This window comes from Pseudomonas sp. SDO5591_S426 (assembly GCF_054070755.1).
In genome coordinates this window covers 1-24,267 of record NZ_JBSVXD010000091.1, presented here as the reverse complement: position 1 = coordinate 24,267, position 24,267 = coordinate 1, and the positions used below count along the sequence as shown (strand labels likewise).

Genomic DNA, 24,267 nt, shown 5'->3' with positions numbered 1-24,267 from the left:
CTTTTGACGTTGATTTTTCAAGATCAAAAGATCGCAGCCTTCGGCAGCTCCTACAGAAGCGATCACATTGCGGGCGGAGTCAGATCGGATTCGGGCAATCGATGAAGATGTGTTCAAGGGCAAAACGCCGCGCCAGATAGTCACCGAGCGCCTGAACGCCATAACGCTCGGTAGCATGATGACCGGCAGCAATGAAGCTGATGTCATTTTCCCGGGCACTGTGGAAAGTTTGCTCCGATGCTTCACCGCTGAGGTACAGATCGACACCCGCCAGCACCGCCTGATCGATGTAGCCCTGGCCACCACCGGTGCACCAGCCGACGCGGCGGATCATTTGACTGCCTTCAATCAGCAAGGGCTCGCGGCCCATGACTTCCTGCACGCGGCGGGCGAAATCCCGAGGCGTCACCGGTTCGCTCAAGGAGCCGACCAGACCGACGATTTTCAGGTTGTCCGGATCGAGCGGGCCTTCGACGGTGATGTCGAGTTGCCGCGCCAATTGCACGTTGTTGCCGACTTCCGGGTGCAGATCCAGCGGCAAGTGATAGCCCAGCAGACTGATGTCGTGCTTGAGCAAGGTCTTCAAGCGACGCTGCTTCATGCCGGTGATGCAAGGGTTTTCGCCCTTCCAGAAATAACCGTGATGCACCAGCACCAGATCGGCATTGGCCTCCACGGCGGCATCGAGCAAGGCCTGGCTGGCGGTGACGCCACTGACAATGCGCATCACCTGCGGCCGGCCTTCGACTTGCAAGCCGTTGGGGCAGTAATCGGCAATTTTCGAACTGCCAAGGTAACGGTCGGCTTCTTCGACCAGGGTGCTCAGGGCGACGGCCATAAAAGACTCCTAAATATCCCGTTCAGAGGCACGCGCGGCCTCGTATAATGCGCGTCATTATGAGCGGTCTCATTCCGCCTGCAACTCTCTCAGGACGTGCTTAATGCTCAAGGCGCTGCGTTTTTCCGGCTGGCCGCTGTTGGCCGGCGTGCTTGTCGCTCTGTTAATCATCCAGCGTTACCCGCAGTGGGTCGGGCTTCCAAGCCTCGACGTCAATCTGCAGCAAGCCCCGCAAACCACCAGCATGCAGCAAGGTCCGGTGTCCTATTCCGACGCGGTGACCACCGCCGCGCCGTCGGTGGTGAACCTGTACACCACCAAAGTCATCAACAAACCCAGCCATCCGCTGTTTGAAGATCCGCAGTTCCGGCGCTTCTTCGGCGACAACTCGCCCAAACAGAAACGCATGGAGTCGAGCCTCGGTTCCGGCGTGATCATGAGCCCGGAAGGCTACATCCTGACCAACAACCACGTGACCAGCGGCGCCGACCAGATTGTGGTGGCGCTCAAGGACGGTCGTGAAACCCTGGCGCGCGTCATCGGCAGCGACCCGGAAACCGACCTCGCGGTGCTGAAGATCGACCTGAAGAACCTGCCGTCGATCACCGTCGGCCGCTCCGACAACATTCGCATCGGCGATGTCGCGCTGGCCATCGGCAACCCGTTTGGCGTCGGCCAGACCGTGACCATGGGCATCATCAGCGCCACCGGGCGTAATCAGCTGGGCCTGAACAACTACGAAGACTTCATCCAGACCGACGCCGCGATCAACCCCGGCAACTCCGGCGGTGCGCTGGTGGATGCCAACGGCAACCTGACCGGCATCAACACGGCGATCTTCTCCAAGTCCGGTGGCTCCCAAGGCATCGGCTTCGCCATTCCGGTCAAACTGGCGATGGAAGTGATGAAATCGATCATCGAACACGGCCAGGTGATTCGCGGCTGGCTGGGCATTGAAGTGCAACCGTTGACCCAGGAACTGGCGGAATCCTTTGGCCTGTCGGGACGTCCGGGCATCGTCGTCGCGGGGATTTTCCGCGACGGTCCGGCGCAGAAGGCTGGCCTGCAATTGGGCGACGTGATCCTTGCCATCGACGGCGAACCGGCCGGCGACGGGCGACGCTCGATGAACCAGGTGGCGCGGATCAAACCGACCGACAAAGTCACTATCCAGGTCATGCGCAACAGCAAGGAGCTCAAGCTCACGGCAGAAATCGGCCTGCGTCCGCCGCCCGCGCCGATCAAGGAAAAAGAAGAAAACTAAGCCCGGCTCGAGAATCTCGAGCCATTAGCAGACATTCTCATTAGGCATGTTATATTGTTTCAATTCTAGCAATTGGAACAACATAACATGTCGTCTCGAATAAAGGCCTCCGTGGCAAGTCTTGCCCTCGGGCTGCTGGGGGATCCGGTCTTCGCCCAAGATTCCCGAGCCCTGGAACTGGACGCCATCAGCGTCACGTCCGACTACGAATCCCCCACCGGCCCGGTCGATGGCTATCGCGCCACCCGCTCCGCCAGCGCGACCAAAACCGACACCGCGATTCGCGACATCCCGCAATCGATCAGCGTGATTCCCGTCAGCGTACTTAATGACCTGGGCAGCACCAGCGTCGAACGCGCGATGGAGTTTGCCGGCGGCGTGTCGAAGCAGAACAACTTCGGCGGCCTGACGCTGTACGAGTACAGCGTGCGCGGCTTCACCACGTCGGAGTTCTACAAGGACGGATTCAGCGCCAACCGTGGCTATCCGAGCACGCCGGACGTGGCCAATGTCGAACGCATCGAAGTGCTCAAGGGGCCGGCAGCCAGCCTTTATGGTCGAGGTGATCCGGGTGGCACCGTCAATATCGTCACCAAAAAGCCGCAACCCGAAGCCTTCGCCACCCTGCAAACCAGCGCCGGCAGTTGGGACCGCTACCGCACGGCCCTGGACGTCAACACGCCGCTGGATGACCACGGCAACGTACTGTCGCGGGTCAACCTGGCCGTCGAGGACAACCACAGCTTCCGCGATCACATCGACAGCCAGCGGGTGTTCGTCGCGCCTACTTTCAGTTGGCAACTCAATCCCGACACACGCCTGCTGGTAGAAAGCGAGTTCGTTCGCCACAGCTCGACCTTCGATCGCGGCATCGTCGCGCCGAACAACACCTGGAGCGGTGTTTCCCGTTCGACCTTTCTCGGCGAACCCAACGACGGCAACATCGACAACCACAACAACCAGCTGCAAGCCGCCCTCGAACATCAGCTCAACGACCGTTGGCAGCTGCGTCTGGCCAGCCACTACAAGGAAGGCAAACTTTGGGGTTTCGCCTCGGAGTCGCGCCCGCTGAATGCCGATGGCCACACCGTCAACCGCCGCTATCGCGAGCGCGACAACAACTGGCACGACAGCATTACCCAACTCGAACTGCGCGGTTTTTTCGACACCGGCACCTTGCAGCACGAACTGCTGATCGGCAGTGAATACGAGAACTACCGCAAGGACGAACGGGTCACGACCATTGCCGGCAGCCCTTACGCCATCGACATTTACCAACCCGTTTATGGCCAGCCGAAACCCAACGGCGCACGCTCCGGCACGGACTTCTTCGAACACGTCGAAAGCCACGCGCTGAACCTGCAAGACCAGATCATCTTCACCGAGAAACTGCGAGGCATGCTCGGCGCGCGCTTCGAACATTTCGAGCAACGCATCGACGATCACACCCGTGACGCCACGAGCCGCCAGCGTCACGACGCACTGACTCAACGCGCCGGTTTGCTCTATCAACTGACGCCTGAAGTCGGCCTGTTCGCCAACGTCTCCAACTCGTTCAAACCGAACAATGGCCTGGATGCCACCGGCAAATCATTCGACCCGGAAGAAGGCGTCGGCTACGAAGTCGGGATCAAGAGCGAGCTGTTCGACGAGCGCTTGAGCAGCACCCTCGCCGCCTTCCATATCGAAAAGGAAAACGTCCTCGCCCTCGATCCAGGTACCGACACCAGCCGCGCCATGGGCAAGGCGCGCAGCCAGGGTTTCGATCTGCAAGTCGCCGGGCAAGTGACCGATGCGGTACGGGTGATCGGTGCCTTCGCCTATATCGACGCCGAGGTGACACAAGGCGACAAGGTCATTCCCACCGGCAGCCGCATTCTCGGCGTGGCCAAACGCAGCGGCAGTCTGCTGGGCGTGTACGAATTTCAGGACGGTCAACTGCGCGGCTCAGACGTGGGTGCCGCGTTCACTTACGTCGGTGATCGCTCGGGCGAAGCCGGCAGTGATTTCCAATTGCCCGCGTACCACACCGTCGATCTGCTGGCCCATTACAAGGCCAGCGACAACGTCACCGTGTGCCTGAACCTGAACAACCTTTTCGACGAGAAATACTTCGAGCGCTCCTACAGCAATTACTGGGTCAACCCCGGCGAGCCGCGCAATTTCACCGTCAGCCTGACACTCACTCTGTAAAAGGACGTCCCCATGCACTCTCTCAAATCCCTGGCGCTGCTTGGCTTGCTGTTCGCCACTGAGGTCTCGGCCCACGGTCTGTGGACCGAACAGCGCCGTGGCAACATCGAAGTGATTTACGGCCACGGCGCCGAAGACAATGCCTTCAAGGCGCAGAAAATCAGCGGCGCCTGGGCCTATGACGCCAATGGAAAAATGATTCCGGTGACGGTCCAGCGTCTGGCCGATCACGCCCGCCTGCAACCGCTGAAGCCTCCAGCAGTACTGGCGGTAGCCCTGAACAATGGCATGTGGTCGCAGACTGCCGACAAGAAATGGATCAACGAAGGACGCAGCAAAGTGCCGGGCGCAATCGAGTCGACCCAGACTTTCAAATACAGCCTGGCGATTTATCAACCGGGGGCGAAATTGCCCAAGCTTGATCAATTGAAGTTGCTGATTCTGCCGGAGGTCGATCCGCTGACGGTTGGGCCAGGCAAATCCCTGCCCGTGCAGGTGCTGCTGGATGGCAAACCGGCGGCAGGCGTGAAGTTGGTGGGCGACTATCGTAACGCGCCGAACACCTTGAGTACCGAAACCGATGCAAACGGCCGGGCGCAGGTGCTAGTGCGTAACGAAGGGTTGAACGTGATTTCGGCGCAGGTGGAAGTGCCGGTGAAGGACAGCGCTGACGTGAGCAGTCGTGGGTTGTTCAGTTCACTGACGTTCCTCGGCGAACCGCATCACGAGTAACCCACAAAACCTTGTAGGAGCATGGCTTGCCCGCGATGAAGGCACCGCGGTTCAGCAGGCTTACCGCGTTTCCGTTCATCGCGGGCAAGCCTTGCTCCTACAGGGTAAGCGGCGGCTTAAAGGTCGCCGAGGCCGTCAATCAACGCCTGATTCTGCTCCGGCGTACCAATCGAAATCCGCAAGAACTGTGCAATCCGCTCCTGCTTGAAGTGCCGAACGATCACACCTTGCTCACGCAACTTCGCCGCCAGCCCCGCCGCATCATGCTGCGGGTGACGGGCGAAGATAAAGTTCGCCGCCGACGGCAGTACGTCAAAACCCTTCGCTTCCAACTGCGCAACAACCTTCTCACGATTCTCGATCACCAACCGGCAGGTCTTGTCGAAGTACTCGCGATCCTCGAACGCGGCAGCGGCGCCGACATTCGCCATGCGATCCAGCGGATAAGAGTTGAAGCTGTTCTTGATACGCTCCAGCGCCTCGATCAGGTCCGGGTGGCCAACCGCCAAACCAACCCGCAACCCCGCCAGGGAGCGCGACTTGGACAGCGTTTGCGTGACCAGCAGGTTCGGATAACGGTCCACCAGCGCGATCGCGGTTTCACCGCCGAAGTCGATATAGGCCTCGTCGACCACCACCACCGAATCCGGGCTGGCCTTGAGGATTTGTTCAACAGCCTCCAACGCCAACAGGCAACCAGTCGGTGCGTTCGGGTTAGGGAAGATGATCCCGCCGTTCGGCTTGGCGTAGTCCGCCGGGTTGATCTGGAACTGCTCGTCCAGCGGCACCGCGTCGAACTTGATGCCGTACAACCCGCAGTAGACCGGGTAGAAGCTGTAGCTGATGTCCGGGAACAACAGCGGCTGATCATGCTGCAGCAAACCGTGGAAGATGTGCGCCAGCACTTCATCGGAACCGTTGCCGAGGAACACCTGGTTACTCTGCACGCCGTAGTACTTGGCGACCGCGTTTTTCAGCAGATCGCTGTTGGGGTCCGGGTACAGGCGCAGGTTGTCGTTCAGTTCGGTCTGCATCGCGGCCAAGGCCTTGGGCGATGGGCCGTACGGGTTTTCATTGGTGTTGAGCTTTACCAGCTTCGCCAGCTTCGGCTGCTCGCCCGGGACGTAAGGCACCAGATTCTTGACGAACGGGCTCCAGAATTTACTCATGTTCAGTTTCCCTTTTGTTCATCAACGATGCGGTATTCGGCACTGCGGGCGTGGGCGGTCAGCGACTCGCCACGGGCCAGCACGGACGCGGTTTTGCCCAGCTCGGAAGCACCCTGCTCGGAGCAGAAGATGATCGACGAGCGTTTCTGGAAATCGTACACACCCAGCGGCGAAGAGAAACGCGCGGTGCCGGAAGTCGGCAACACGTGGTTCGGGCCGGCGCAGTAATCACCCAGGGCTTCGGACGTGTGACGGCCCATGAAGATCGCGCCGGCGTGGCGGATCTGCGGCAGCCAGGCTTGTGGATCGGCAACCGACAGTTCCAGGTGTTCCGGCGCAATGCGGTTGGCCACTTCGATGGCCTGTTCCATGTCGCGCACCTTGATCAACGCGCCACGGCCATTGATCGAGGTTTCGATGATTGCAGCGCGCTCCATGGTCGGCATCAGTTTGGCGATGCTGGCCGCGACCTTGTCGAGGAATTCGGCGTCCGGGCTGACCAGGATCGCCTGGGCATCTTCGTCGTGCTCGGCCTGGGAGAACAGGTCCATGGCGATCCAGTCCGGATCGGTCTGGCCGTCGCATACCACGAGGATTTCCGATGGACCGGCGATCATGTCGATACCGACCTGGCCAAACACGTGGCGCTTGGCGGTGGCGACATAGATGTTGCCCGGGCCGACCACTTTATCGACCTTCGGCACGCTTTCGGTGCCGTAAGCCAACGCAGCAACGGCTTGCGCGCCACCGATGGTGAACACGCGGTCGACACCGGCGATGCAGGCAGCAGCCAGCACCAGTTCATTGATTTCACCGCGCGGGGTCGGCACCACCATGACCACTTCGGTCACGCCGGCGACCTTGGCCGGAATCGCGTTCATCAATACCGACGACGGATAAGACGCCTTGCCACCCGGCACATACAGACCGGCGCGGTCCAGCGGCGTGACCTTCTGGCCCAGCACGGTGCCGTCGGCCTCGGTGTAGCTCCAGGAATCCTGCTTCTGTTTTTCGTGGTAGCTGCGCACGCGGGCGGCGGCGACTTCCAGGGCTTCACGCTGAGGCACGGAAATGCGGGTCAACGCCAGTTCCAGACGCTCGCGCGGCAGGATCAGGTCGGCCATGGACTTCACGTCCAGACCGTCGAACTGGCGGGTAAAGTCCACCAGCGCCGCATCGCCACGCTCGCGCACTGCCTTGATGATGTCCAGCACGCGCTGATTGACCGAGTCGTCAGACACACTTTCCCAGCTCAGCAGATGATCCAGATGATGCGCAAAATCCGGGTCAGCAGCGTTGAGTCGGCGAATTGCAGTCGGTGCGGTCATAGCGAGAGCCTCATAGGAATGGCAAAAAACTCAGGCGCCCGAAGCTAACATTCGATCCGCTTGGGCACCTGAGAATTCTGGCTATGAGGCGGATAGACGGCGCGACTCAGAGTCGCGCAGGTGAATCAGCCGCGGTGTCGAGACTCCACTGCCTTGCGCAGGGTGTCGATCAACGCCTGGATACGGGCGTGCTGCATTTTCATGGACGCTTTGTTGACGATCAGCCGGGAGCTGATGTCCGCAATGAAATCCTGTGGCTCCAGGCCATTGGCCCGCAGCGTGTTACCGGTGTCGACCACGTCGATGATCTTGTCGGCCAGACCGATCAGCGGCGCCAGTTCCATCGAGCCGTAGAGCTTGATGATGTCGACCTGACGGCCCTGTTCGGCGTAGTAACGCTTGGCAACGTTGACGAACTTGGTGGCGATGCGCAGGCGGCCCTTGGGCTCGACCGCGCCGACCTTGCCGGCTGTCATCAGCTTGCAGCGGGCAATTTGCAGGTCCAGCGGCTCGTACAGACCCTGACCGCCGTATTCCATCAGCACGTCTTTACCGGCGACACCGAGGTCGGCGGCACCATGCTCGACATAGGTCGGCACGTCGGTGGCACGCACGATCAGCAGGCGCACATCGTCCTGGGTCGTGGGAATGATCAGCTTGCGGCTCTTGTCCGGATTCTCGGTCGGCACGATGCCCGCTTCAGCCAGAAGCGGCAGGGTGTCGTCAAGGATGCGGCCCTTGGACAGTGCGATGGTCAACATGGGAAACGTCAGTCCTTATCAAGGTACTCATGCCCGGTCGCAAATGGCGCCGGACACACATCGAGCCGGAAACCGGCTCGACTTCAACAAATCAACGGGCATGTCCTTATGCCCATGCAGCAGGTACTAGCCCGGAACGCGACGGATCTTGGCGCCCAGCATCTGCAGTTTCTCTTCGATGCACTCGTAACCACGGTCGATGTGGTAAATGCGGTCGATCAGGGTGTCGCCTTCAGCGATCAGCGCCGAAATGACCAGGCTGGCCGAAGCACGCAGGTCGGTTGCCATGACTGGCGCGCCCTTGAGCTTTTCGGTACCGGTGACGATGGCGGTGTTGCCTTCGACCTGGATCTTGGCGCCCATACGGTGCAGTTCGTAAACGTGCATGAAGCGGTTTTCGAAGATCGTCTCGATCACTGCACCCGTGCCTTCGGCAATGGCGTTGAGGGAGATGAACTGCGCCTGCATGTCGGTCGGGAACGCCGGGTACGGAGCGGTGCGCACGTTGACGGCTTTTGGCCGCTTGCCGTGCATGTTCAGCTCGATCCAGTCGTCGCCGCAGGTAATTTCAGCACCGGCTTCGCGAAGTTTTTCCAGAACGGCTTCGAGGATGGTCGGATCGGTGTCCTTGACCTTCACGCGACCGCCGGTCACGGCAGCGGCAACCAGGTAGGTACCGGTTTCGATACGGTCCGGCATCACCTTGTAAGTGGTGGTGTGCAGACGCTCGACGCCATCGATGGTGATGGTGTCTGTACCGGCACCGGAAACCTTGGCGCCCATGGCGTTCAGGAAGTTCGCCAGGTCGACGACTTCAGGTTCGCGGGCGGCGTTGGCCAGGACGCTGCGGCCCTTGGCCAGAGCAGCGGCCATCATGATGTTTTCGGTACCGGTCACGCTGACGGTGTCGAAGAAGAAGTGCGCACCGCGCAGGCCACCTTCAGGCGCCTTGGCCTTGATGTAGCCGCCTTCGACGTCAATGACCGCGCCCATGGCTTCCAGGCCACGGATGTGCAGGTCAACCGGACGCGAGCCGATGGCGCAACCGCCAGGCAGTGCGACTTCGGCTTCACCGAAACGGGCAACCATCGGACCCAGTACCAGGATCGACGCACGCATGGTTTTAACCAGTTCGTACGGGGCGATCAGGGTCTTGATTGTGCGCGGGTCGATTTCGACGGCGAGTTTCTCGTCGATCACCGGCTCGATGCCCATACGACCGAACAGCTCGATCATGGTGGTGATGTCGTGCAGGTGCGGCAGGTTGGCTACGGTTACCGGGCCATCGCACAGCAGCGTGGCTGCCAGGATCGGCAGGGCAGAGTTCTTTGCCCCGGAGATGCGGATTTCGCCGTCAAGACGAGCACCGCCAGTAATAATCAATTTATCCATAAGAATCTCGACGCCCTTGGGCTCAGGTGCGCTCGGCCCAGGCCGCGCTGCTGAAAAATTTCATAGTGACCGCATGGATGCTGCCATCGGTGATCCATGGGTTCAAATGGGCATAGACCTGCTGCTGACGCTTGACCGGGCTCAGTGCCGCCAGTTCATCGCTAATCAAATTCAGCTGGAAATTGCAGCCTTCGCCCTCAACTTCTACCAACGTTCCGGGCAGCTTTCCTTCAAGGAAGCTCTTCACTTCTACGGCCTGCATGCTCAACCTCAATCGGCGCCCTGTGCGCGCGGGTCGGACATCATACAAAAAAGCCCCGCGCCTGCGAACCCCGGGAAGCAGGACTCTGACGGGGGGCTTCTTTATAGATGCGGGTTAGGGATGCGCCAACAGCTCGGTCAGCTCACTGACCTGAGCGATTTCGCGCATGTCTTCTGGCATCCCGCGGATGCTCAGCGCCTTGCCGGCCGCTTGAGCATCGCGCATGAAGCACAGCAGCAACGACAAACCGACGCTGCTGGACTTCTCTACCGCCGAACAATCGACGACCACGGCCGTCGCCTTGCTGGCGTTGATCAGCGCCTGACCCTGCTTGCGCAGGCCAGGGCCGGTGCGGTAGTCCAGCACGCCGCTGAGCCGCAGCTCGCCGGTTTCGTCCATCCGGACTGCCGTCTCACTCATTGAGCTTGCTTCTCAGGAGATTGCTCAGCGGTTTCCTTGGCCTTGGCGACTTCCCCAGCCCAACCATTGATGGTCTTGTCCAGGTCGTTGCCATTGCGCTGCATTGCATCAGCGAACTGATCACGGAACAGCTTGCCGATGTTGATGCCGTTGATGATGACGTTGCGTAGTTTCCACTCACCATTGATCTTTTCAAGCGTGTAGGACACAGGATAGATCGCGCCACTGCTGCCCTTGACGGTCATGCCGACGCTGGTGCGGTCGCCCGACTCGTCCTTGGCCGGCTCAACGGTAATGCCCTGGTTGTTGTATTCGAGCAAGGCGTTGCCATAGAACTGGAACAGACCCCTCTTGAAGTTCTCTTCAAAGGTTTTCATCTGCGCCGGGGTGGCTTTGCGCGAGTACTTGACCGTCATGATGCTCTTGGAAATGCCCTCGGCATCAACGACCGGCCCGACAATGCTATTCAGCGCGGCATAGAAGTCAGCCGGGTCTTGTTTGTACTTTTCTTTATTGGCTGCTAGATCGGCCAGCATCCGGTTGGTGGTGTCCTGTACCAGTTCGTGCGCGGAAGTAGGCGCCGCCACGGCGTTAGCCATCAACGGCAAGGCCGCGAGTAATACCAACAGGCCACGTCGCAAGGTAGAGATCATTTACAAATTCCTCATTTGGCGTCTTTGCTAACGGTGTTGAGAAGGAACTTACCGATCAGGTCCTCGAGCACCAGCGACGACTGGGTGTCATGGATGGTCCCGCCATCCTTGAGCAGGGCTTCTTCGCCGCCCACGCTGATACCGATGTACTTCTCGCCCAACAGGCCCGCGGTCAGGATAGATGCAGTGGAGTCGGCTGGTAGATTATCTACGCGCTTTTCCAGCTGCATGGTCACTCGACCGGTGAAACTGTCGCGGTCCAGATCGATCGCCGTAACCTTGCCGATGGTCACACCGGCCATGGTCACTTTAGCTCTGACCGTCAAACCGGCGATATTGTCGAAGTACGCATAAAGTTTATAAGTGTCGGTGCTCGGGCTCGGCGACAGGCCACTGACCCGAAGCGCCAGCAGCAGCAAAGCCAGGATGCCAGCCAGCAAGAAAAGGCCGACACCGATTTCCAGGGTGCGGTTTTGCATCAGAAATCTCCAAACATCAAGGCGGTCAGAATAAAGTCCAGGCCGAGCACTGCCAAAGAGGCATACACCACGGTCTTGGTAGTGGCACGACTGATCCCCTCGGAAGTGGGCTCGCAGTCATAGCCTTGGAATACGGCAATCCAGGTCACAACGAAGGCAAAGACCATGCTTTTGATGATGCCGTTGAGCACATCGTCGGCAAAGGTCACGCTGTTCTGCATGTTCGACCAGTAGGAACCTTCATAGACACCCAGCCAGTCGACGGCTACCCACGAACCGCCCCAGATGCCCACCACGCTGAAAATCATCGCCAGCACCGGCAGGGAAATGAAGCCGGCCCACAGGCGCGGGGCAATGATGTACTTGAGCGGGTCGACGCCGATCATTTCCAGGCTGGACAGCTGTTCGGTGGATTTCATGTTGCCGATTTCAGCCGTCAATGCCGAGCCGGCACGCCCGGCGAACAGCAGAGCGGTCACTACCGGCCCCAGCTCGCGCAACAGGGTCAGCGCCACCATCTGCCCGACTGCCTGCTCCGAGCCATAGCTGGACAGGATGTTGAACCCTTGCAGCGCCAGCACCATGCCGATGAAAACCCCGGAGACCACAATGATCACCAGGGACATCACGCCCACGGAATGCAGTTGCTTGACCAGCAGTCCGAAACCGCCGCCGATCCCGCCGCGGCCGAGCAAGGCATGAAACAGAAACAGTGCCGAACGCCCGAACACCGCCAGCACGTCGATGCCTGCCTGGCCGAACCGGCGTACGCGTTCCATTAATGAAATTCTGCGCATCAGCGCTTCCCCAGAAGATCTGCGCGGTAATCCGTCGCTGGAAAGTGGTAGGCGACCGGACCGTCGGGTTCGCCGGTCATGAACTGACGGATACGCGGTTCGTCCGAGTTCATCAGCTCATCGGGAGTCCCCTGCCCCAACACCTGCCCATCGCCCACGACATAGATGTAATCGGCAATGCTCGCGGTTTCGGCCAGGTCGTGGGAAACCACGATACTGGTAATACCCAGTGCATCGTTGAGCAAGCGGATCAGGCGCACCAACACGCCCATGGCGATAGGGTCCTGGCCGACAAAGGGCTCGTCGTACATGAGAATCTGAGGATCGAGCGCAATCGCCCGCGCCAGTGCGACACGACGCTTCATGCCACCAGACAGTTCGTCGGGCATCAGGTCGATGGCACCCCGCAAACCCACGGCCTGCAATTTGAGCAGGACGATGTCACGGATCATTTCCTCGGGCAGTTCGGTGTGAACGCGCAATGGAAACGCCACGTTCTCGAACACATCGAGATCGGTAAACAGTGCGCCACTCTGAAACAGCACGCCCATGTGCTTGCGGGCATCGAACAGATCGCTGCGCGATAGCTTCGGCAGGTTCTGACCGTTGACCCAGACTTCGCCGCTGGTGGGCCGCAACTGGGCGCCCATCAACCGCAACAGCGTTGTCTTGCCACACCCGGAAGGTCCCATGATGCCGGTGACCTTGCCGCGGGGAATACGGATATCGACGTTATTGAAAATGCTGCGCGCACCGCGCTTGAAGGACAGTCCCTTCAGCTCGACCGCGTAGGCGTTATCGGCACTCATCTAAACTCCTTGCGATGCAGCCTCTCACTCGGACGCCTGACTTCCTGACGAAAGCACATGCCTCCCGGGCGGGCCGAACTGGCGGCGAACTATATCACTGCAAACACCGTGCGCCCAAGGCCATTGCCGGCCCAAGTTGAGCGATAAGACCGGCAAAAAGCTTCATTTAGAGGGATTAGGTAACAAGGAATGACAAAGCACGACGAACTAGCGTGAGGGTTTCGATCATAACCGCTATAATCGCCGCCTTTTCATCAGGCTAAACGATTTCTGACATGAGCCAATCCAGCGACCTGATTCAATCTGCCCAACGCACCATCCGCCTCGAAGTGGAAGCCGTACAAGGCTTGCTGCCGCATATCGACGCAGATTTTGTACGCGCTTGCGAGATGATTCTGGCCAGCAAAGGCCGCGTTGTCGTGGTCGGCATGGGCAAGTCGGGGCACATCGGCAGCAAGATTGCCGCCACCCTGGCCAGCACCGGCACCACGGCATTTTTCGTCCACCCGGCTGAAGCGAGCCACGGTGACATGGGCATGATCACCCGCGATGACATCATCCTGGCGCTGTCGAACTCCGGCTCCACCAATGAAATCATCACCCTGCTGCCATTGATCAAACGCCTGGGCATCCAGTTGATCAGCGTGACCGGCAACCCTGACTCGCCGCTGGCCAAAGCCGCCGAGGTCAACCTCAATGTTCACGTCGAGCACGAAGCCTGTCCGCTGAACCTGGCGCCCACTTCTTCGACTACCGCTGCGCTGGTCATGGGCGACGCCCTGGCTGTCGCACTGCTGGAAGCGCGCGGCTTCACCGCCGAAGACTTCGCCTTTTCCCATCCAGGTGGCGCATTGGGCCGACGCTTGCTGCTGAAAGTGGAAAACGTCATGCACGCCGGGCAAGAGTTGCCACAGGTTCAACGCGGCACATTGCTCAAGGACGCACTGATGGAAATGACCCGCAAGGGTCTGGGCATGACCGTCATCCTTGAAGCCGACGGCAAGCTCGCCGGGATCTTCACTGACGGCGATTTGCGCCGCACGCTGGATCGCACCATCGACATCCACAGCGTCACCATCGATCAGGTCATGACCGCCCACGGCAAGACCGCCCGCGCCGAAATGCTCGCCGCTGAGGCCCTGAAAATCATGGAAGACCATAAAATCAACGCGCTGGTCGTGGTCGACGGCGAAGACCGTCCGGTCGGCGCCTTGAACATGCACGACTTGCTGCGTGCGGGGGTAATGTAATGAGCACGGACCTGCTGCAACGTGGCCAACAGATCAAACTGGCGGTTTTCGACGTCGACGGCGTCCTCACCGACGGACGCCTGTACTTCCTCGAAGACGGTAGTGAATTCAAGACCTTCAACACCCTCGACGGCCAGGGCATAAAGATGCTGATGGCCGCCGGCGTGCAGACCGCTATCATCAGCGGCCGCAAGACCCCGGTGGTCGAGCGACGGGCGAAGAACCTCGGCATTCCGCATCTTTATCAAGGGCGCGAAGACAAACTGGTGGTGCTCGACGAGCTTCTTGGCCAACTCAACCTAAGCTATGAACAGGTCGCCTACCTTGGTGACGACCTTCCCGACCTGCCGGTGATTCGCCGCGTAGGCCTGGGCATGGCAGTGGCCAACGCCGCCAGTTTCGTACGCGAGCACGCTCACGGCGTCACCCAGGCCCGTGGTGGCGAAGGTGCCGCCCGCGAATTCTGCGAATTGATCCTGCGCGCCCAGGGCCGCCTCGATGCGGCCAACGCCGCGTACCTGTGAGCCAAACATGCTGAGCAAAAAGATTCGCAACATCCTGATGTTCGGTTGCATCGCGGCGATTTTCGCCGCGGTTGGCTACTGGAACATCAGCCCGGAACGCTTTCTCGACAAGCCGGTTGTGCAAGTCGACAACAGCGAGATCGACTATTACGCCACCAACGCCCACAGCGTGCAGTACTTGCCGGATGGCAGGCTGCAGTACGAAATGACGTCGGACAAGGTCGAACACCTGAAAGCCTCCGAGGTGACCCTGCTGACCAATCCCGACCTGAACATGTTCCGCGGCACCGAGTTCCCGTGGCACGTCCAGAGCGAAAAAGGTGAGGTCAACCCTGATGGCACCGAAGTCGAACTCATCGACTCGGTACGCATCACGCGTTTCGACGAGAAAAACCGCAAAACCCTGATCACCACCACCCGCATGACGGTGTTCCCGCAACAGCAATATGCGCAGACCGAGCGAGACGTTAGAATCGACGGCGCTGGCGGTGTTTCGACTGGCAAGGGAATGAAAGCGTATTTGAAAGAAAGCAGGATACACCTGCTATCGAACGTAAGAGGACAGTATGAGGCTCGTTAAAACCCTCCCTATTTTGCTCAGTCTGGGCGCAGCACTGGGAAGCGTGAGCGCCTGGGCCCTGCCGGACGATCAACAACAGCCAATCCGCATTCAGGCCGACGATGCCCAACTGGACGACAAGAATGGCGTTGCCACCTACACGGGCGATGTGATCATCACCCAAGGCTCGATGAAGGTTACCGGCAATAAAGTAACCATGACCCGCGCCCCGAGTGGCGACATCGACGTGGTGACCTCGGTCGGCAACCTGGCCTACTTCGAGCAACTGCAAACAGCGGGCGACACCAAGCCGGTTCAGGGTTGGGGTGTGACAATCCAGTACCACGCTACGCAAAACCGCGTTGTACTGATCGACAAGGCCAAGGTCATCGACAAGGACAACAACGTCACCCAAGGCGAGAAAATCGTCTACGACACCGAGAAGAAGCTGGCGAGCGCCGGTCGCGCCACAGGCAGCAAGGTGACCGAGTCGCGTCCGCGCATCGACATGGTCATCCAGCCGAAAAAGAAAACCGACGAGCAAAAGGCCCAGTAATGGCAACTCTGAAAGCTCAGCATCTGGCCAAGAGCTACAAGAGCCGCCAGGTCGTGCGCGACGTCAGCCTGTCGATCGACAGCGGTCAGATCGTCGGCCTGCTTGGCCCCAACGGCGCCGGCAAGACCACCTGCTTCTACATGATCGTCGGCCTGGTGCAGGCTGATCAGGGTCGCGTGCTGATCGACGACCTGGACGTCAGCCACCAGCCCATGCACGGTCGCGCGAAAGCAGGTATCGGTTATCTACCGCAAGAAGCGTCGATCTTCCGCAAACTCTCGGTAGCCGACAACATCATGGCGATCCTCGAGACCCGCAAGGAACTCGACAAGGCCGGTCGTCGCAAGGAGCTGGAAAGCCTGCTGCAGGAGTTCCACATCAGCCACATTCGCGACAACCTCGGGATGAGCCTGTCCGGTGGTGAACGCCGCCGCGTGGAAATCGCCCGGGCACTGGCCACCAACCCGAAATTCATCCTCCTCGACGAACCATTCGCCGGCGTGGACCCGATTTCGGTAGGCGACATCAAACAAATCATCCATCACCTCAAGGCCAAAGGCATTGGCGTGCTGATCACCGACCACAACGTCCGTGAAACCCTGGATATCTGCGAAACCGCCTACATCGTCAACGATGGCCAGCTGATCGCCGAAGGTGACGCGGAAACCATCCTGGCCAACGACTTGGTCAAGGAAGTCTACCTGGGTCATGAGTTCCGCCTGTAAGGGCTTGCCTGGCTAGTCGACCGAGCGCTTGTCTCGATAAAAAATCAAGATCTTTTTATTGTTACAGCGCTCTAGGCAAACACTGCAATTTCGGGCATATAATTTGCTTATGTTTGGCGCCTCGGCGCCCTGTAGTGGATGGCGCATGTGCGCCGGCGAATAAGGTGTTAAGCCCCTGCCATGAAACCATCGCTAGTCTTGAGAATGGGCCAGCAGCTGACGATGACACCGCAGCTGCAACAGGCCATCCGCCTGCTCCAATTGTCGACCCTGGATCTGCAACAGGAAATCCAGGAGGCCCTGGAGTCCAATCCGATGCTCGAACGCCAGGAAGAAGGCGACGACTTCGATAACACCGACCCCTTGGCCGACAACGCAGAACAGAAGCCCAACGCTGACATTCAGGAACCCTCCTACCAGGAAACCGCGCCGACGGTTGATAACCTCGAAGAAGGCGACTGGAACGAACGCATTCCCAACGAACTTCCCGTCGATACCGCTTGGGAAGACGTCTACCAGACCAGCGCCAGCAGCCTGCCGAGCAACGATGATGACGAGTGGGATTTCACCACCCGCACGTCCGCCGGCGAAAGCCTGCAAAGCCACTTGCTGTGGCAACTGAACCTGGCACCGATGTCCGACACCGATCGCCTGATCGCCGTTACCCTGATCGACTGCATCAACAATCAGGGCTATCTGGACGAAACGCTCGAGGAAATCCTCGAAGCCTTCGATCCGGAACTGGACATCGAACTGGACGAAATCGAAGCCGTCCTGCACCGCATCCAGCAATTCGAACCTGCCGGCATCGGCGCCCGAAACCTGGGCGAGTGCCTGCTGCTGCAATTGCGTCAGCTGCCGGCCAAAACGCCGTGGCTGGCCGAAGCCAAGCGCCTGGTCACCGATTACATCGACCTGCTCGGCAGTCGCGACTACAGCCAGTTGATGCGCCGCATGAAGCTCAAGGAAGATGAGCTGCGCCAGGTGATCGAACTGGTCCAGAGCCTCAACCCGCGTCCGGGTTCGCAAATCGAATCCACCGAGGCCGAGTACGTCGTTCCCGACGTCATCGTGCGCAAGGACAACGAGCGCTGGCTCGTGGAGCTCAACCAGGAGTCTGTGCCACGGCTGCGGGTCAACGCCCAGTACGCCGGCTTCGTGCGCCGCGCCGACACCAGCGCCGACAACACCTTCATGCGCAATCAGTTGCAGGAAGCCCGCTGGTTCATCAAGAGCCTGCAAAGCCGCAACGAAACCCTGATGAAAGTGGCCACCCAGATCGTCGAGCATCAGCGCGGCTTCCTGGAGTATGGCGATGAAGCGATGAAACCGCTGGTCCTGCACGACATCGCTGAAGCGGTCGGCATGCACGAATCGACAATTTCCCGGGTGACCACGCAAAAATTCATGCATACCCCTCGGGGCATATATGAACTGAAATACTTTTTCTCCAGCCACGTCAGCACCTCCGAAGGCGGCGAATGCTCGTCCACGGCGATCCGCGCGATCATCAAAAAACTGGTTGCCGCTGAAAATCAGAAAAAGCCGTTGAGTGACAGCAAGATCGCTGGTTTACTGGAGGCACAAGGCATTCAGGTGGCTCGCCGCACCGTCGCCAAGTACCGCGAATCCCTCGGGATCGCGCCTTCGAGCGAACGCAAGCGGTTGATGTAGAGCCACGCCACAGCGTTCCAGTGGCAGATCATCTGGTCTGCCGCTTTATGCACTGGCAACGAAGGAGAAGCTGTATGCAAGTCAACATCAGTGGACACCAACTGGAAGTGACCGAACCTCTTCGCACCTACATCGGCGAAAAACTCGAACGATTAGAGAGGCATTTCGACAAGATCACCAACGTGCAGGTCACGATGACCGTCGAAAAGCTCAAGCAGAAAATCGAAGCCACGCTGCATATTCCCGGCAATGAAGTGGTCGCCAACGCGGAACATACCGATATGTACGCGGCGATCGACGCACTGACCGACAAGCTGGATAAACAACTCAAAAAGCATAAGGAAAAGACCCAGAGCCTCCTCCAGGGCGCTACCGGTCGTTAACACTCCCTACCCATGATCCGACTTGAAAGCATCCTGACCCCCGGCCGTTCCCTGGTGAACGTGCCGGGCGGCAGTAAAAAGAAAGCCCTCGAGCAAATTGCCAACCTCATCCATCGCGAAGTGCCGGATCTGGCCATGCAGGATGTCTTCGAGAGCCTGGTCGCCCGTGAAAAACTCGGTTCAACCGGTTTTGGCAACGGCATCGCCATCCCCCACTGCCGTCTCAAGGGCTGTACTTCGCCCATCAGCGCCTTGATGCACCTTGACGCCCCTATCGATTTCGACGCCATCGATGGTGCCCCGGTCGACCTGTTGTTCGTTCTACTGGTCCCGGAAGCCGCTACCGATGCGCACCTGGAGCTGTTACGCCAGATCGCCAGCATGCTCGACCGCAAGGAAGTGCGCGAAAAACTGCGCAGCGCCCCGAGTAATGAAGCCTTGTATCAGGTTGTCCTGGACGAGCAAAACGGTCATTAATCATGCGCTTGATCATCGTCAGCGGTCGCTCCGGCTCAGGTAAAAGTACCGCCCTCGATGTTCTTGAGGACAATGGTTACTACTGCATCGACAACTTGCCTGCGGGGTTACTGCCGGAACTGGCCGAACGCGCGCTGATTCACACTGAGCTGTCACAGCCGCTGGTAGCCGTGTCCATCGATGCGCGCAACCTGCCCAGCCATCTGTCGCGGTTTCCAGAGCTGCTGGAAGAAGTCCGCAGCCGACACATCCAGTGCGATGTCCTGTACCTGGATGCCGATGAGGAAACTCTGCTCAAACGCTTTTCGGAAACCCGTCGTCGCCATCCGCTGAGCAGCCCCAATCGCTCACTGGCCGAGGCGATCAACGACGAAACCAGCCTGCTCGGACCGATTGCCGATTTGGCAGACCTCAAGGTCAACACGACCAACCTGAACCTGTATCAGCTACGCGATACCATCAAGCTGCGCCTGCTCAACCAGCCTGAACCCGGTACGGCGTTCCTGGTGGAATCTTTCGGTTTCAAGCGTGGCATGCCGGTGGACGCCGATCTGGTGTTCGATGTGCGTTGCCTGCCTAATCCCTACTGGAAGCCGGAATTGCGCGCACAGTCGGGGCTTGATCAACCGGTTGCCGAGTACCTGGCGGCACAACCGGATGTCGAGGAGATGTTCCAGGACATTTCCGCGTACCTGCTTAAATGGTTACCCCGCTTTGCCGCCAGTAACCGTGCTTATGTCACCATTGCAATCGGTTGTACCGGCGGGCATCACCGCTCCGTCTACCTGACCGAACGCCTGGGCAAGACCCTGCAGCAATCCCTGAAGAACGTCCAGGTCCGCCACCGCGACCTCAGCTAAAGGATTCACATCGCGATGCCTGCTCTGGAAATCGAAATCATCAACAAGCTGGGCCTGCACGCTCGGGCGTCTGCAAAATTCGTTGGCGTTGCCGGTCAGTTCAAGGACTGCACGATCAGGGTCGGACGCACACCAGAGACTACAGTCGACGGCAAAAGCATCATGGCCATGATGATGCTCGCTGCCGGCAAGGGCACAAAAATTCATCTGAGCACGGAAGGCGAGCAGGAGCAGGAAGCACTGGACGCGCTGGTGGCCCTGATCAACAACTACTTCGACGAAGGCGAATAAGCGCTCGCCTAAGCGAGCGCGGTATCCATCACCATCATCAAACAGAACCCGACCAGCAACCCAAGGCTGGCCAGTTTGTCATGACCATGTCGACGCGACTCAGGAATGACTTCGTGGGTGACCACCAGCAACATGGCCCCGGCCGCCAAGGCCAGCCCCAAAGGCAACAACAGTTCGGCCAGGCTGACGAGCCACGCGCACAACAACGCGAACACCGGTTCGACCAAACCTGAAGCAGCACCGATCAGGAACGCCTTGAACCGCGACATCCCTGCCCCGGCCAGCACCAAGGCAATCACCAATCCCTCCGGCACATCCTGCAAGGCAATGCCCATCGCCAAACTGTCGGCATCCGGCATACCACCACCCGCCGAGACACCCATCGCCATACCTTCGGGAATGTTGTGGGCGATGATCGCGAACACGAACAGCCAGATGCGCGGCGGAATCACCGGGTGTTCTACAGTGCCAATGAGCATTTCCGGCGACGCGCCGGACACTTTGCGATCTACCAGAAACAGGCCGAATGCGCCGAGCATGATGCCAAAGCAGATCAGGCCGCTGGCCGCCCACGGAGTCATGCCAAGGTTCTCTGCCGCAGCAACGCCTGGCACGATCAGCGAAAACGCCGTCGCGGCCAACATCACTCCGGCACCGAAGCCCAGCAAGGAATCGCTGAGTGCCTGGGGCATGCGCCGGATCACCAGCACCGGCACCGCCCCAAGCGCGGTGCCGAGGGCGCAGATCGCACCACCCTGCAACGCCCGCGACAGCTTCGGTTCCAGATCCAGCCATTCCAGCCCGTGCGCAACCAGCAAGCTCATCCCCGCCAGCAGAAGCAGCGATCCAAACGCGTAACGAAACATTCGCCCACTTCCGATCGCCAGTGTTTCAGTGCCCATAGTCAGCCTTGGATTGTTTTTTAGAAGACTTAAACCAGCGCAGCCTGATAGCGCGCAGCGACTTCAGGCCAGTTGATCACGTTGTAGAACGCGCTGATGTATTCCGGGCGGCGGTTCTGATACTGCAGGTAATAGGCGTGTTCCCACACATCCAGACCGAGGATCGGCGTATTGCCGTTCATCAATGGGCTGTCCTGGTTACCGCTGCTTTCCACGACCAGCGTTTTCTGCGGCGTCACGCTCAACCAGGCCCAGCCGCTGCCGAATCGGGTCAGTGCGGCTTTGGTGAAAGCCTCTTTGAAACTGTCGAGGCCGCCCAGTTGCTCGTCGATGGCCTTGGCCAGCGCGCCTTCGGGTTTGCCGCCACCATGAGGCGCCATGACTTCCCAGAACAGCGAATGGTTGGCGTGGCCACCGCCCTGATTGATCACCGCCGCGCGGAGTTTTTCCGGCAGTTGCTGCACAGCGGCCACCAGTTTTTCCACCGGCCATTCGGCGAACTCAGTGCCTTCGACCGCAGCGTTCAGGTTGTTGATATAGGTCTGGTGGTGCTTGGTGTAGTGGATCTCCATGGTCTGCGCATCAATGTGCGGCTCCAGGGCGTCATAGGCATACGGCAAGGCAGGCAAGGTAAAAGCCATTTCAGTGGACTCCATGATGGTGAGGCGCAGGGGGTTGCGACGGCGAGGTGGCATCGATGTGCAGCAAGCGATGCGTACGCGGGTATTCGCCGTGTTCGCTGATGAAATTCAAAAGCTCGACATAGGTTTTGCTACTCTGGCGCAGCGCTGCTTCGCGCAATGCTGGCGACAGTCGCGGGTCCTGCATGGTCTGCAACAGCCGTTGGTGAATGGCGCACAGGTACTCGGCGCTCTCCTCCGGCTGATTCAGACGCAGATGCAGGTCCGCCAGGTTGTGATGGGAAATCACGCAAGCCGCCACCGCTTCATCGGCATCCGCCCAGCGCTCGAACAGCACTTGGGCCAGGGCCAATGCCTGCAAGTAAGCCTCGCGAGCATCGACCAGTTCACCCAACATGAAAAAGCGATTGGCCCTTTCGATCGTGCGTTTCCAGTGCTCCATGGTGAGCCTCCAAAGCGGTGGGGGATTTACACGCCGCCTGCGGTGAGTTTTTCCGGGTTGAGCAGCTCTTCCAGCTGGCTGCGCGACAGGTCGGTGTGTTCCAGCGCAACGTCGATCACCGGACGGCCTTGCTGATAGGCCTTCTTGGCGATTTCGGCGGCTTTCTGGTAACCAATGATCGGGTTGAGTGCGGTCACCAGAATCGGGTTGCGAGACAGCGCTTGCTTGATGCGGTCTTCATTGACCTTGAAGCTGGCGATGGCCCTTCCGCCCAACAAACGGCTGGAGTTGGCCAACAATTCGATGCTGCTCAGCAGGTTCTGGGCGATGATCGGCAGCATCACGTTCAGTTCGAAGTTGCCCGACTGACCGGCGATGGTGATCACCGTGTCGTTGCCGATCACTTGGGCGGCGACCATGGCGGTGGCTTCCGGGATCACCGGATTGACCTTGCCTGGCATGATCGAAGAACCCGGCTGCAAGGCTTCAAGCTCGATTTCACCCAAGCCAGCCAATGGGCCGGAGTTCATCCAGCGCAGGTCGTTGGCGATTTTCATCAGCGATACGGCAGTGGCCTTGAGCTGACCGGAGACGGCAACGGCGGTGTCCTGGGAGCCGATCAGCGCAAACAGATCCACGCCCGGCGTGAACTGAACTTGGGTCAACTTGCTCAGTTGCTGGCTGAAACGCGCGGCGAATTCGGGATGCGCATTGACGCCAGTACCCACTGCCGTGCCGCCCTGGGCCAACGATTGCAGGCTTGGCTGCAAGCCCTGCAAGAGGACGACGTTGGCCTTGAGCTGTTGCGCCCAGCCATTGAGGACCTGGCTCATGCGCACCGGCATGGCGTCCATCAAGTGAGTGCGGCCGGTTTTGACATGGTGATGCACTTCCTCAGCCTTGCGCTCGATCACCTGCACCAGACCGGTCAGGGCCGGCAGCAACTGCTCGTGCAATGCCAGCGCCGCGCTGACGTGGATGGTGGTCGGAATGATGTCGTTGCTGCTTTGGCCGCAGTTGACGTGATCGTTCGGGTTCACCGGTTCGCCGAGCAGACGGCTGGCCAAGGTGGCAATCACTTCGTTGGCGTTCATGTTGGAACTGGTGCCGGAACCGGTCTGGAAGATATCCACCGGGAAATGCTGCATGAAATCGCCTTCGAGCAGACCTTGAGCTGCATCGACGATGGCTTTGCCCTGGGCTTCGCTGATCTGCTTGAGTTCGATGTTGGCGCGGGCAGCAGCTGCCTTGGCCAGGATCAGCGCGCGGATGAACTGCACGGGCATCGGTTTGCCGCTGATGGGAAAGTTATCCACCGCACGTTGGGTCTGTGCGCCGTAGAGGGCGTCTTCCGGGACCTGAAGCTCGCCCATGCTGTCGCGCTCAATACGTGTCTTGGTCATCTGTAAATCCTTGCACCAGTTCAATGAGAGGAATCGAGGGTTGCAACTCGCAGGTCGCCAGTTGCCAGGTGTAGCTCTGCCAGCGCTTTAGGCGGCACTTGCACAAAGAGAGGCGTTCGAGTTCGCGCAGCGGACGCCACGCCTGGTCCAGGCAGTAAGTGCGCCAGTGCCAGGGCAGCGCGACATCGGCGGCGGTGTCGAGCAGCAAGCGGAAGGAAGTTTCGGCGACGGTCCAGGGTGAGGTTGCCGTGCAACAGGCCAGATACCGGCCTTCGGCCAGGTAGTGGTCGATCAGGCGCGGTTCGTCGGGATTCATCGCGCAACGGATCTGGCGACTCATCCAGCGCCAGCTTTCGAGGTACGGCTGCTCGTGCAAGGCAGAACTCATGATCCGAGGCTCATTCGGTAATGAGATTTATTATTAGATGATAATGAGAACCAAAACAAGATCAAAAGATCGCAGCCTTCGGCAGCTCCTACGCC

The 24,267-nt window shown here is 59.5% G+C and carries 29 protein-coding genes; 13 read left to right on the top strand and 16 right to left on the bottom strand.

Features of this window, described 5'->3' with window-relative positions; all coding sequences use genetic code 11:
- Positions 1 to 79: 79 nt before the first annotated feature.
- Positions 80 to 838: a Nif3-like dinuclear metal center hexameric protein gene (locus tag ACW9JC_RS18100; RefSeq protein WP_416127838.1), complete on the bottom strand. Its 759-nt coding sequence runs from the start codon at positions 836 to 838 to the stop codon at positions 80 to 82.
- Positions 839 to 941: 103 nt separating this feature from the next.
- Between ACW9JC_RS18100 and algW the strand changes: the two genes are divergently transcribed.
- From algW to ACW9JC_RS18085, 3 genes are all read left to right on the top strand, one after another.
- Positions 942 to 2,102: a Do family serine endopeptidase AlgW gene (gene algW, locus ACW9JC_RS18095; RefSeq protein ID WP_338584743.1), complete on the top strand. Its 1,161-nt coding sequence runs from the start codon at positions 942 to 944 to the stop codon at positions 2,100 to 2,102.
- Between the two features lie 87 nt (positions 2,103 to 2,189).
- The gene (locus tag ACW9JC_RS18090) at positions 2,190 to 4,295 is read left to right on the top strand and encodes a TonB-dependent siderophore receptor (protein WP_457456522.1); all 2,106 of its coding nucleotides are present in this window, start codon (positions 2,190 to 2,192) and stop codon (positions 4,293 to 4,295) included.
- 12 nt (positions 4,296 to 4,307) lie between these two features.
- Complete coding sequence (locus ACW9JC_RS18085; RefSeq protein ID WP_457456520.1) at positions 4,308 to 5,027, top strand: DUF4198 domain-containing protein; 720 nt, start codon at positions 4,308 to 4,310, stop codon at positions 5,025 to 5,027.
- 116 nt (positions 5,028 to 5,143) lie between these two features.
- On the opposite strand, the gene hisC is transcribed toward ACW9JC_RS18085, so the two are convergent.
- From hisC to ACW9JC_RS18035, 10 genes are all read right to left on the bottom strand, one after another.
- Positions 5,144 to 6,196 carry a histidinol-phosphate transaminase gene (gene hisC, locus ACW9JC_RS18080; protein WP_457456519.1) on the bottom strand — a complete coding sequence of 351 codons (1,053 nt, stop codon included), beginning with the start codon at positions 6,194 to 6,196 and terminating at the stop codon, positions 5,144 to 5,146.
- 2 nt (positions 6,197 to 6,198) lie between these two features.
- On the bottom strand, positions 6,199 to 7,524 hold the full coding sequence (gene hisD, locus ACW9JC_RS18075; protein ID WP_448106337.1) for a histidinol dehydrogenase: 1,326 nt from the start codon (positions 7,522 to 7,524) through the stop codon (positions 6,199 to 6,201).
- A gap of 125 nt (positions 7,525 to 7,649) precedes the next feature.
- On the bottom strand, positions 7,650 to 8,285 hold the full coding sequence (gene hisG / locus ACW9JC_RS18070) for an ATP phosphoribosyltransferase (RefSeq protein WP_192309717.1): 636 nt from the start codon (positions 8,283 to 8,285) through the stop codon (positions 7,650 to 7,652).
- A 126-nt stretch (positions 8,286 to 8,411) separates the two neighbouring features.
- Positions 8,412 to 9,677, bottom strand: a complete 1,266-nt coding sequence (murA, locus tag ACW9JC_RS18065) for a UDP-N-acetylglucosamine 1-carboxyvinyltransferase (RefSeq protein ID WP_150703641.1) — start codon at positions 9,675 to 9,677, stop codon at positions 8,412 to 8,414.
- 22 nt (positions 9,678 to 9,699) lie between these two features.
- The gene (locus ACW9JC_RS18060) at positions 9,700 to 9,939 is read right to left on the bottom strand and encodes a BolA family protein (protein WP_457456515.1); all 240 of its coding nucleotides are present in this window, start codon (positions 9,937 to 9,939) and stop codon (positions 9,700 to 9,702) included.
- 114 nt (positions 9,940 to 10,053) lie between these two features.
- Entirely contained in the window at positions 10,054 to 10,359 is a 306-nt protein-coding gene (locus tag ACW9JC_RS18055; RefSeq protein ID WP_457456513.1) for an STAS domain-containing protein, read from the bottom strand.
- Positions 10,356 to 11,012 carry an MlaC/ttg2D family ABC transporter substrate-binding protein gene (locus ACW9JC_RS18050; protein ID WP_150703639.1) on the bottom strand — a complete coding sequence of 219 codons (657 nt, stop codon included), beginning with the start codon at positions 11,010 to 11,012 and terminating at the stop codon, positions 10,356 to 10,358. Before ACW9JC_RS18050 ends, ACW9JC_RS18055 begins: the two co-directional genes overlap by 4 nt.
- A gap of 11 nt (positions 11,013 to 11,023) precedes the next feature.
- Positions 11,024 to 11,491, bottom strand: coding sequence for an outer membrane lipid asymmetry maintenance protein MlaD (mlaD, locus tag ACW9JC_RS18045; protein WP_046026814.1), 468 nt, complete (start codon positions 11,489 to 11,491; stop codon positions 11,024 to 11,026).
- On the bottom strand, positions 11,491 to 12,288 hold the full coding sequence (gene mlaE, locus ACW9JC_RS18040; protein ID WP_416127844.1) for a lipid asymmetry maintenance ABC transporter permease subunit MlaE: 798 nt from the start codon (positions 12,286 to 12,288) through the stop codon (positions 11,491 to 11,493). The genes mlaD and mlaE overlap by 1 nt, the downstream gene beginning before the upstream one ends.
- Positions 12,288 to 13,097 carry an ATP-binding cassette domain-containing protein gene (locus tag ACW9JC_RS18035; RefSeq protein ID WP_338584730.1) on the bottom strand — a complete coding sequence of 270 codons (810 nt, stop codon included), beginning with the start codon at positions 13,095 to 13,097 and terminating at the stop codon, positions 12,288 to 12,290. The genes mlaE and ACW9JC_RS18035 overlap by 1 nt, the downstream gene beginning before the upstream one ends.
- Positions 13,098 to 13,372: 275 nt before the next feature.
- Here ACW9JC_RS18035 and ACW9JC_RS18030 point away from each other — a divergent pair, with 275 nt between their 5' ends.
- The 10 genes from ACW9JC_RS18030 to ACW9JC_RS17985 all read left to right on the top strand — a co-directional run bounded on the left by ACW9JC_RS18030 (position 13,373) and on the right by ACW9JC_RS17985 (position 20,396).
- Positions 13,373 to 14,347, top strand: a complete 975-nt coding sequence (locus ACW9JC_RS18030; protein WP_095193904.1) for a KpsF/GutQ family sugar-phosphate isomerase — start codon at positions 13,373 to 13,375, stop codon at positions 14,345 to 14,347.
- The gene (locus ACW9JC_RS18025; RefSeq protein WP_338584728.1) at positions 14,347 to 14,871 is read left to right on the top strand and encodes a KdsC family phosphatase; all 525 of its coding nucleotides are present in this window, start codon (positions 14,347 to 14,349) and stop codon (positions 14,869 to 14,871) included. Before ACW9JC_RS18030 ends, ACW9JC_RS18025 begins: the two co-directional genes overlap by 1 nt.
- A gap of 7 nt (positions 14,872 to 14,878) precedes the next feature.
- Complete coding sequence (lptC, locus tag ACW9JC_RS18020; RefSeq protein WP_457456509.1) at positions 14,879 to 15,451, top strand: LPS export ABC transporter periplasmic protein LptC; 573 nt, start codon at positions 14,879 to 14,881, stop codon at positions 15,449 to 15,451.
- Entirely contained in the window at positions 15,438 to 15,986 is a 549-nt protein-coding gene (lptA, locus tag ACW9JC_RS18015) for a lipopolysaccharide transport periplasmic protein LptA (protein ID WP_448106333.1), read from the top strand. The genes lptC and lptA overlap by 14 nt, the downstream gene beginning before the upstream one ends.
- On the top strand, positions 15,986 to 16,711 hold the full coding sequence (gene lptB, locus ACW9JC_RS18010) for an LPS export ABC transporter ATP-binding protein (protein ID WP_008054366.1): 726 nt from the start codon (positions 15,986 to 15,988) through the stop codon (positions 16,709 to 16,711). Before lptA ends, lptB begins: the two co-directional genes overlap by 1 nt.
- A gap of 180 nt (positions 16,712 to 16,891) precedes the next feature.
- Complete coding sequence (locus ACW9JC_RS18005; protein ID WP_457456506.1) at positions 16,892 to 18,385, top strand: RNA polymerase factor sigma-54; 1,494 nt, start codon at positions 16,892 to 16,894, stop codon at positions 18,383 to 18,385.
- Between the two features lie 74 nt (positions 18,386 to 18,459).
- Complete coding sequence (gene hpf, locus ACW9JC_RS18000) at positions 18,460 to 18,768, top strand: ribosome hibernation-promoting factor, HPF/YfiA family (RefSeq protein ID WP_007941242.1); 309 nt, start codon at positions 18,460 to 18,462, stop codon at positions 18,766 to 18,768.
- Between the two features lie 12 nt (positions 18,769 to 18,780).
- Positions 18,781 to 19,245 carry a PTS IIA-like nitrogen regulatory protein PtsN gene (gene ptsN / locus ACW9JC_RS17995; RefSeq protein WP_075947620.1) on the top strand — a complete coding sequence of 155 codons (465 nt, stop codon included), beginning with the start codon at positions 18,781 to 18,783 and terminating at the stop codon, positions 19,243 to 19,245.
- A 2-nt stretch (positions 19,246 to 19,247) separates the two neighbouring features.
- The gene (gene rapZ, locus ACW9JC_RS17990) at positions 19,248 to 20,105 is read left to right on the top strand and encodes an RNase adapter RapZ (protein ID WP_457456504.1); all 858 of its coding nucleotides are present in this window, start codon (positions 19,248 to 19,250) and stop codon (positions 20,103 to 20,105) included.
- A 15-nt stretch (positions 20,106 to 20,120) separates the two neighbouring features.
- Entirely contained in the window at positions 20,121 to 20,396 is a 276-nt protein-coding gene (locus ACW9JC_RS17985) for an HPr family phosphocarrier protein (protein WP_180205699.1), read from the top strand.
- Between the two features lie 8 nt (positions 20,397 to 20,404).
- On the opposite strand, the gene ACW9JC_RS17980 is transcribed toward ACW9JC_RS17985, so the two are convergent.
- Genes ACW9JC_RS17980 through ACW9JC_RS17960 form a run of 5 tightly spaced genes read right to left on the bottom strand, consistent with a single transcriptional unit; the run spans position 20,405 to position 24,172 of the window.
- Positions 20,405 to 21,298 carry a ZIP family metal transporter gene (locus ACW9JC_RS17980; protein ID WP_457456501.1) on the bottom strand — a complete coding sequence of 298 codons (894 nt, stop codon included), beginning with the start codon at positions 21,296 to 21,298 and terminating at the stop codon, positions 20,405 to 20,407.
- Between the two features lie 29 nt (positions 21,299 to 21,327).
- Complete coding sequence (locus ACW9JC_RS17975; RefSeq protein WP_448106330.1) at positions 21,328 to 21,939, bottom strand: superoxide dismutase; 612 nt, start codon at positions 21,937 to 21,939, stop codon at positions 21,328 to 21,330.
- A 1-nt stretch (position 21,940) separates the two neighbouring features.
- The gene (locus ACW9JC_RS17970; protein ID WP_457456499.1) at positions 21,941 to 22,381 is read right to left on the bottom strand and encodes a hypothetical protein; all 441 of its coding nucleotides are present in this window, start codon (positions 22,379 to 22,381) and stop codon (positions 21,941 to 21,943) included.
- Between the two features lie 26 nt (positions 22,382 to 22,407).
- Positions 22,408 to 23,784, bottom strand: coding sequence for a class II fumarate hydratase (locus ACW9JC_RS17965; RefSeq protein ID WP_457456497.1), 1,377 nt, complete (start codon positions 23,782 to 23,784; stop codon positions 22,408 to 22,410).
- The gene (locus tag ACW9JC_RS17960) at positions 23,765 to 24,172 is read right to left on the bottom strand and encodes a FagA protein (protein ID WP_416127854.1); all 408 of its coding nucleotides are present in this window, start codon (positions 24,170 to 24,172) and stop codon (positions 23,765 to 23,767) included. The genes ACW9JC_RS17965 and ACW9JC_RS17960 overlap by 20 nt, the downstream gene beginning before the upstream one ends.
- Between the last annotated feature and the right edge of the window lie 95 nt (positions 24,173 to 24,267).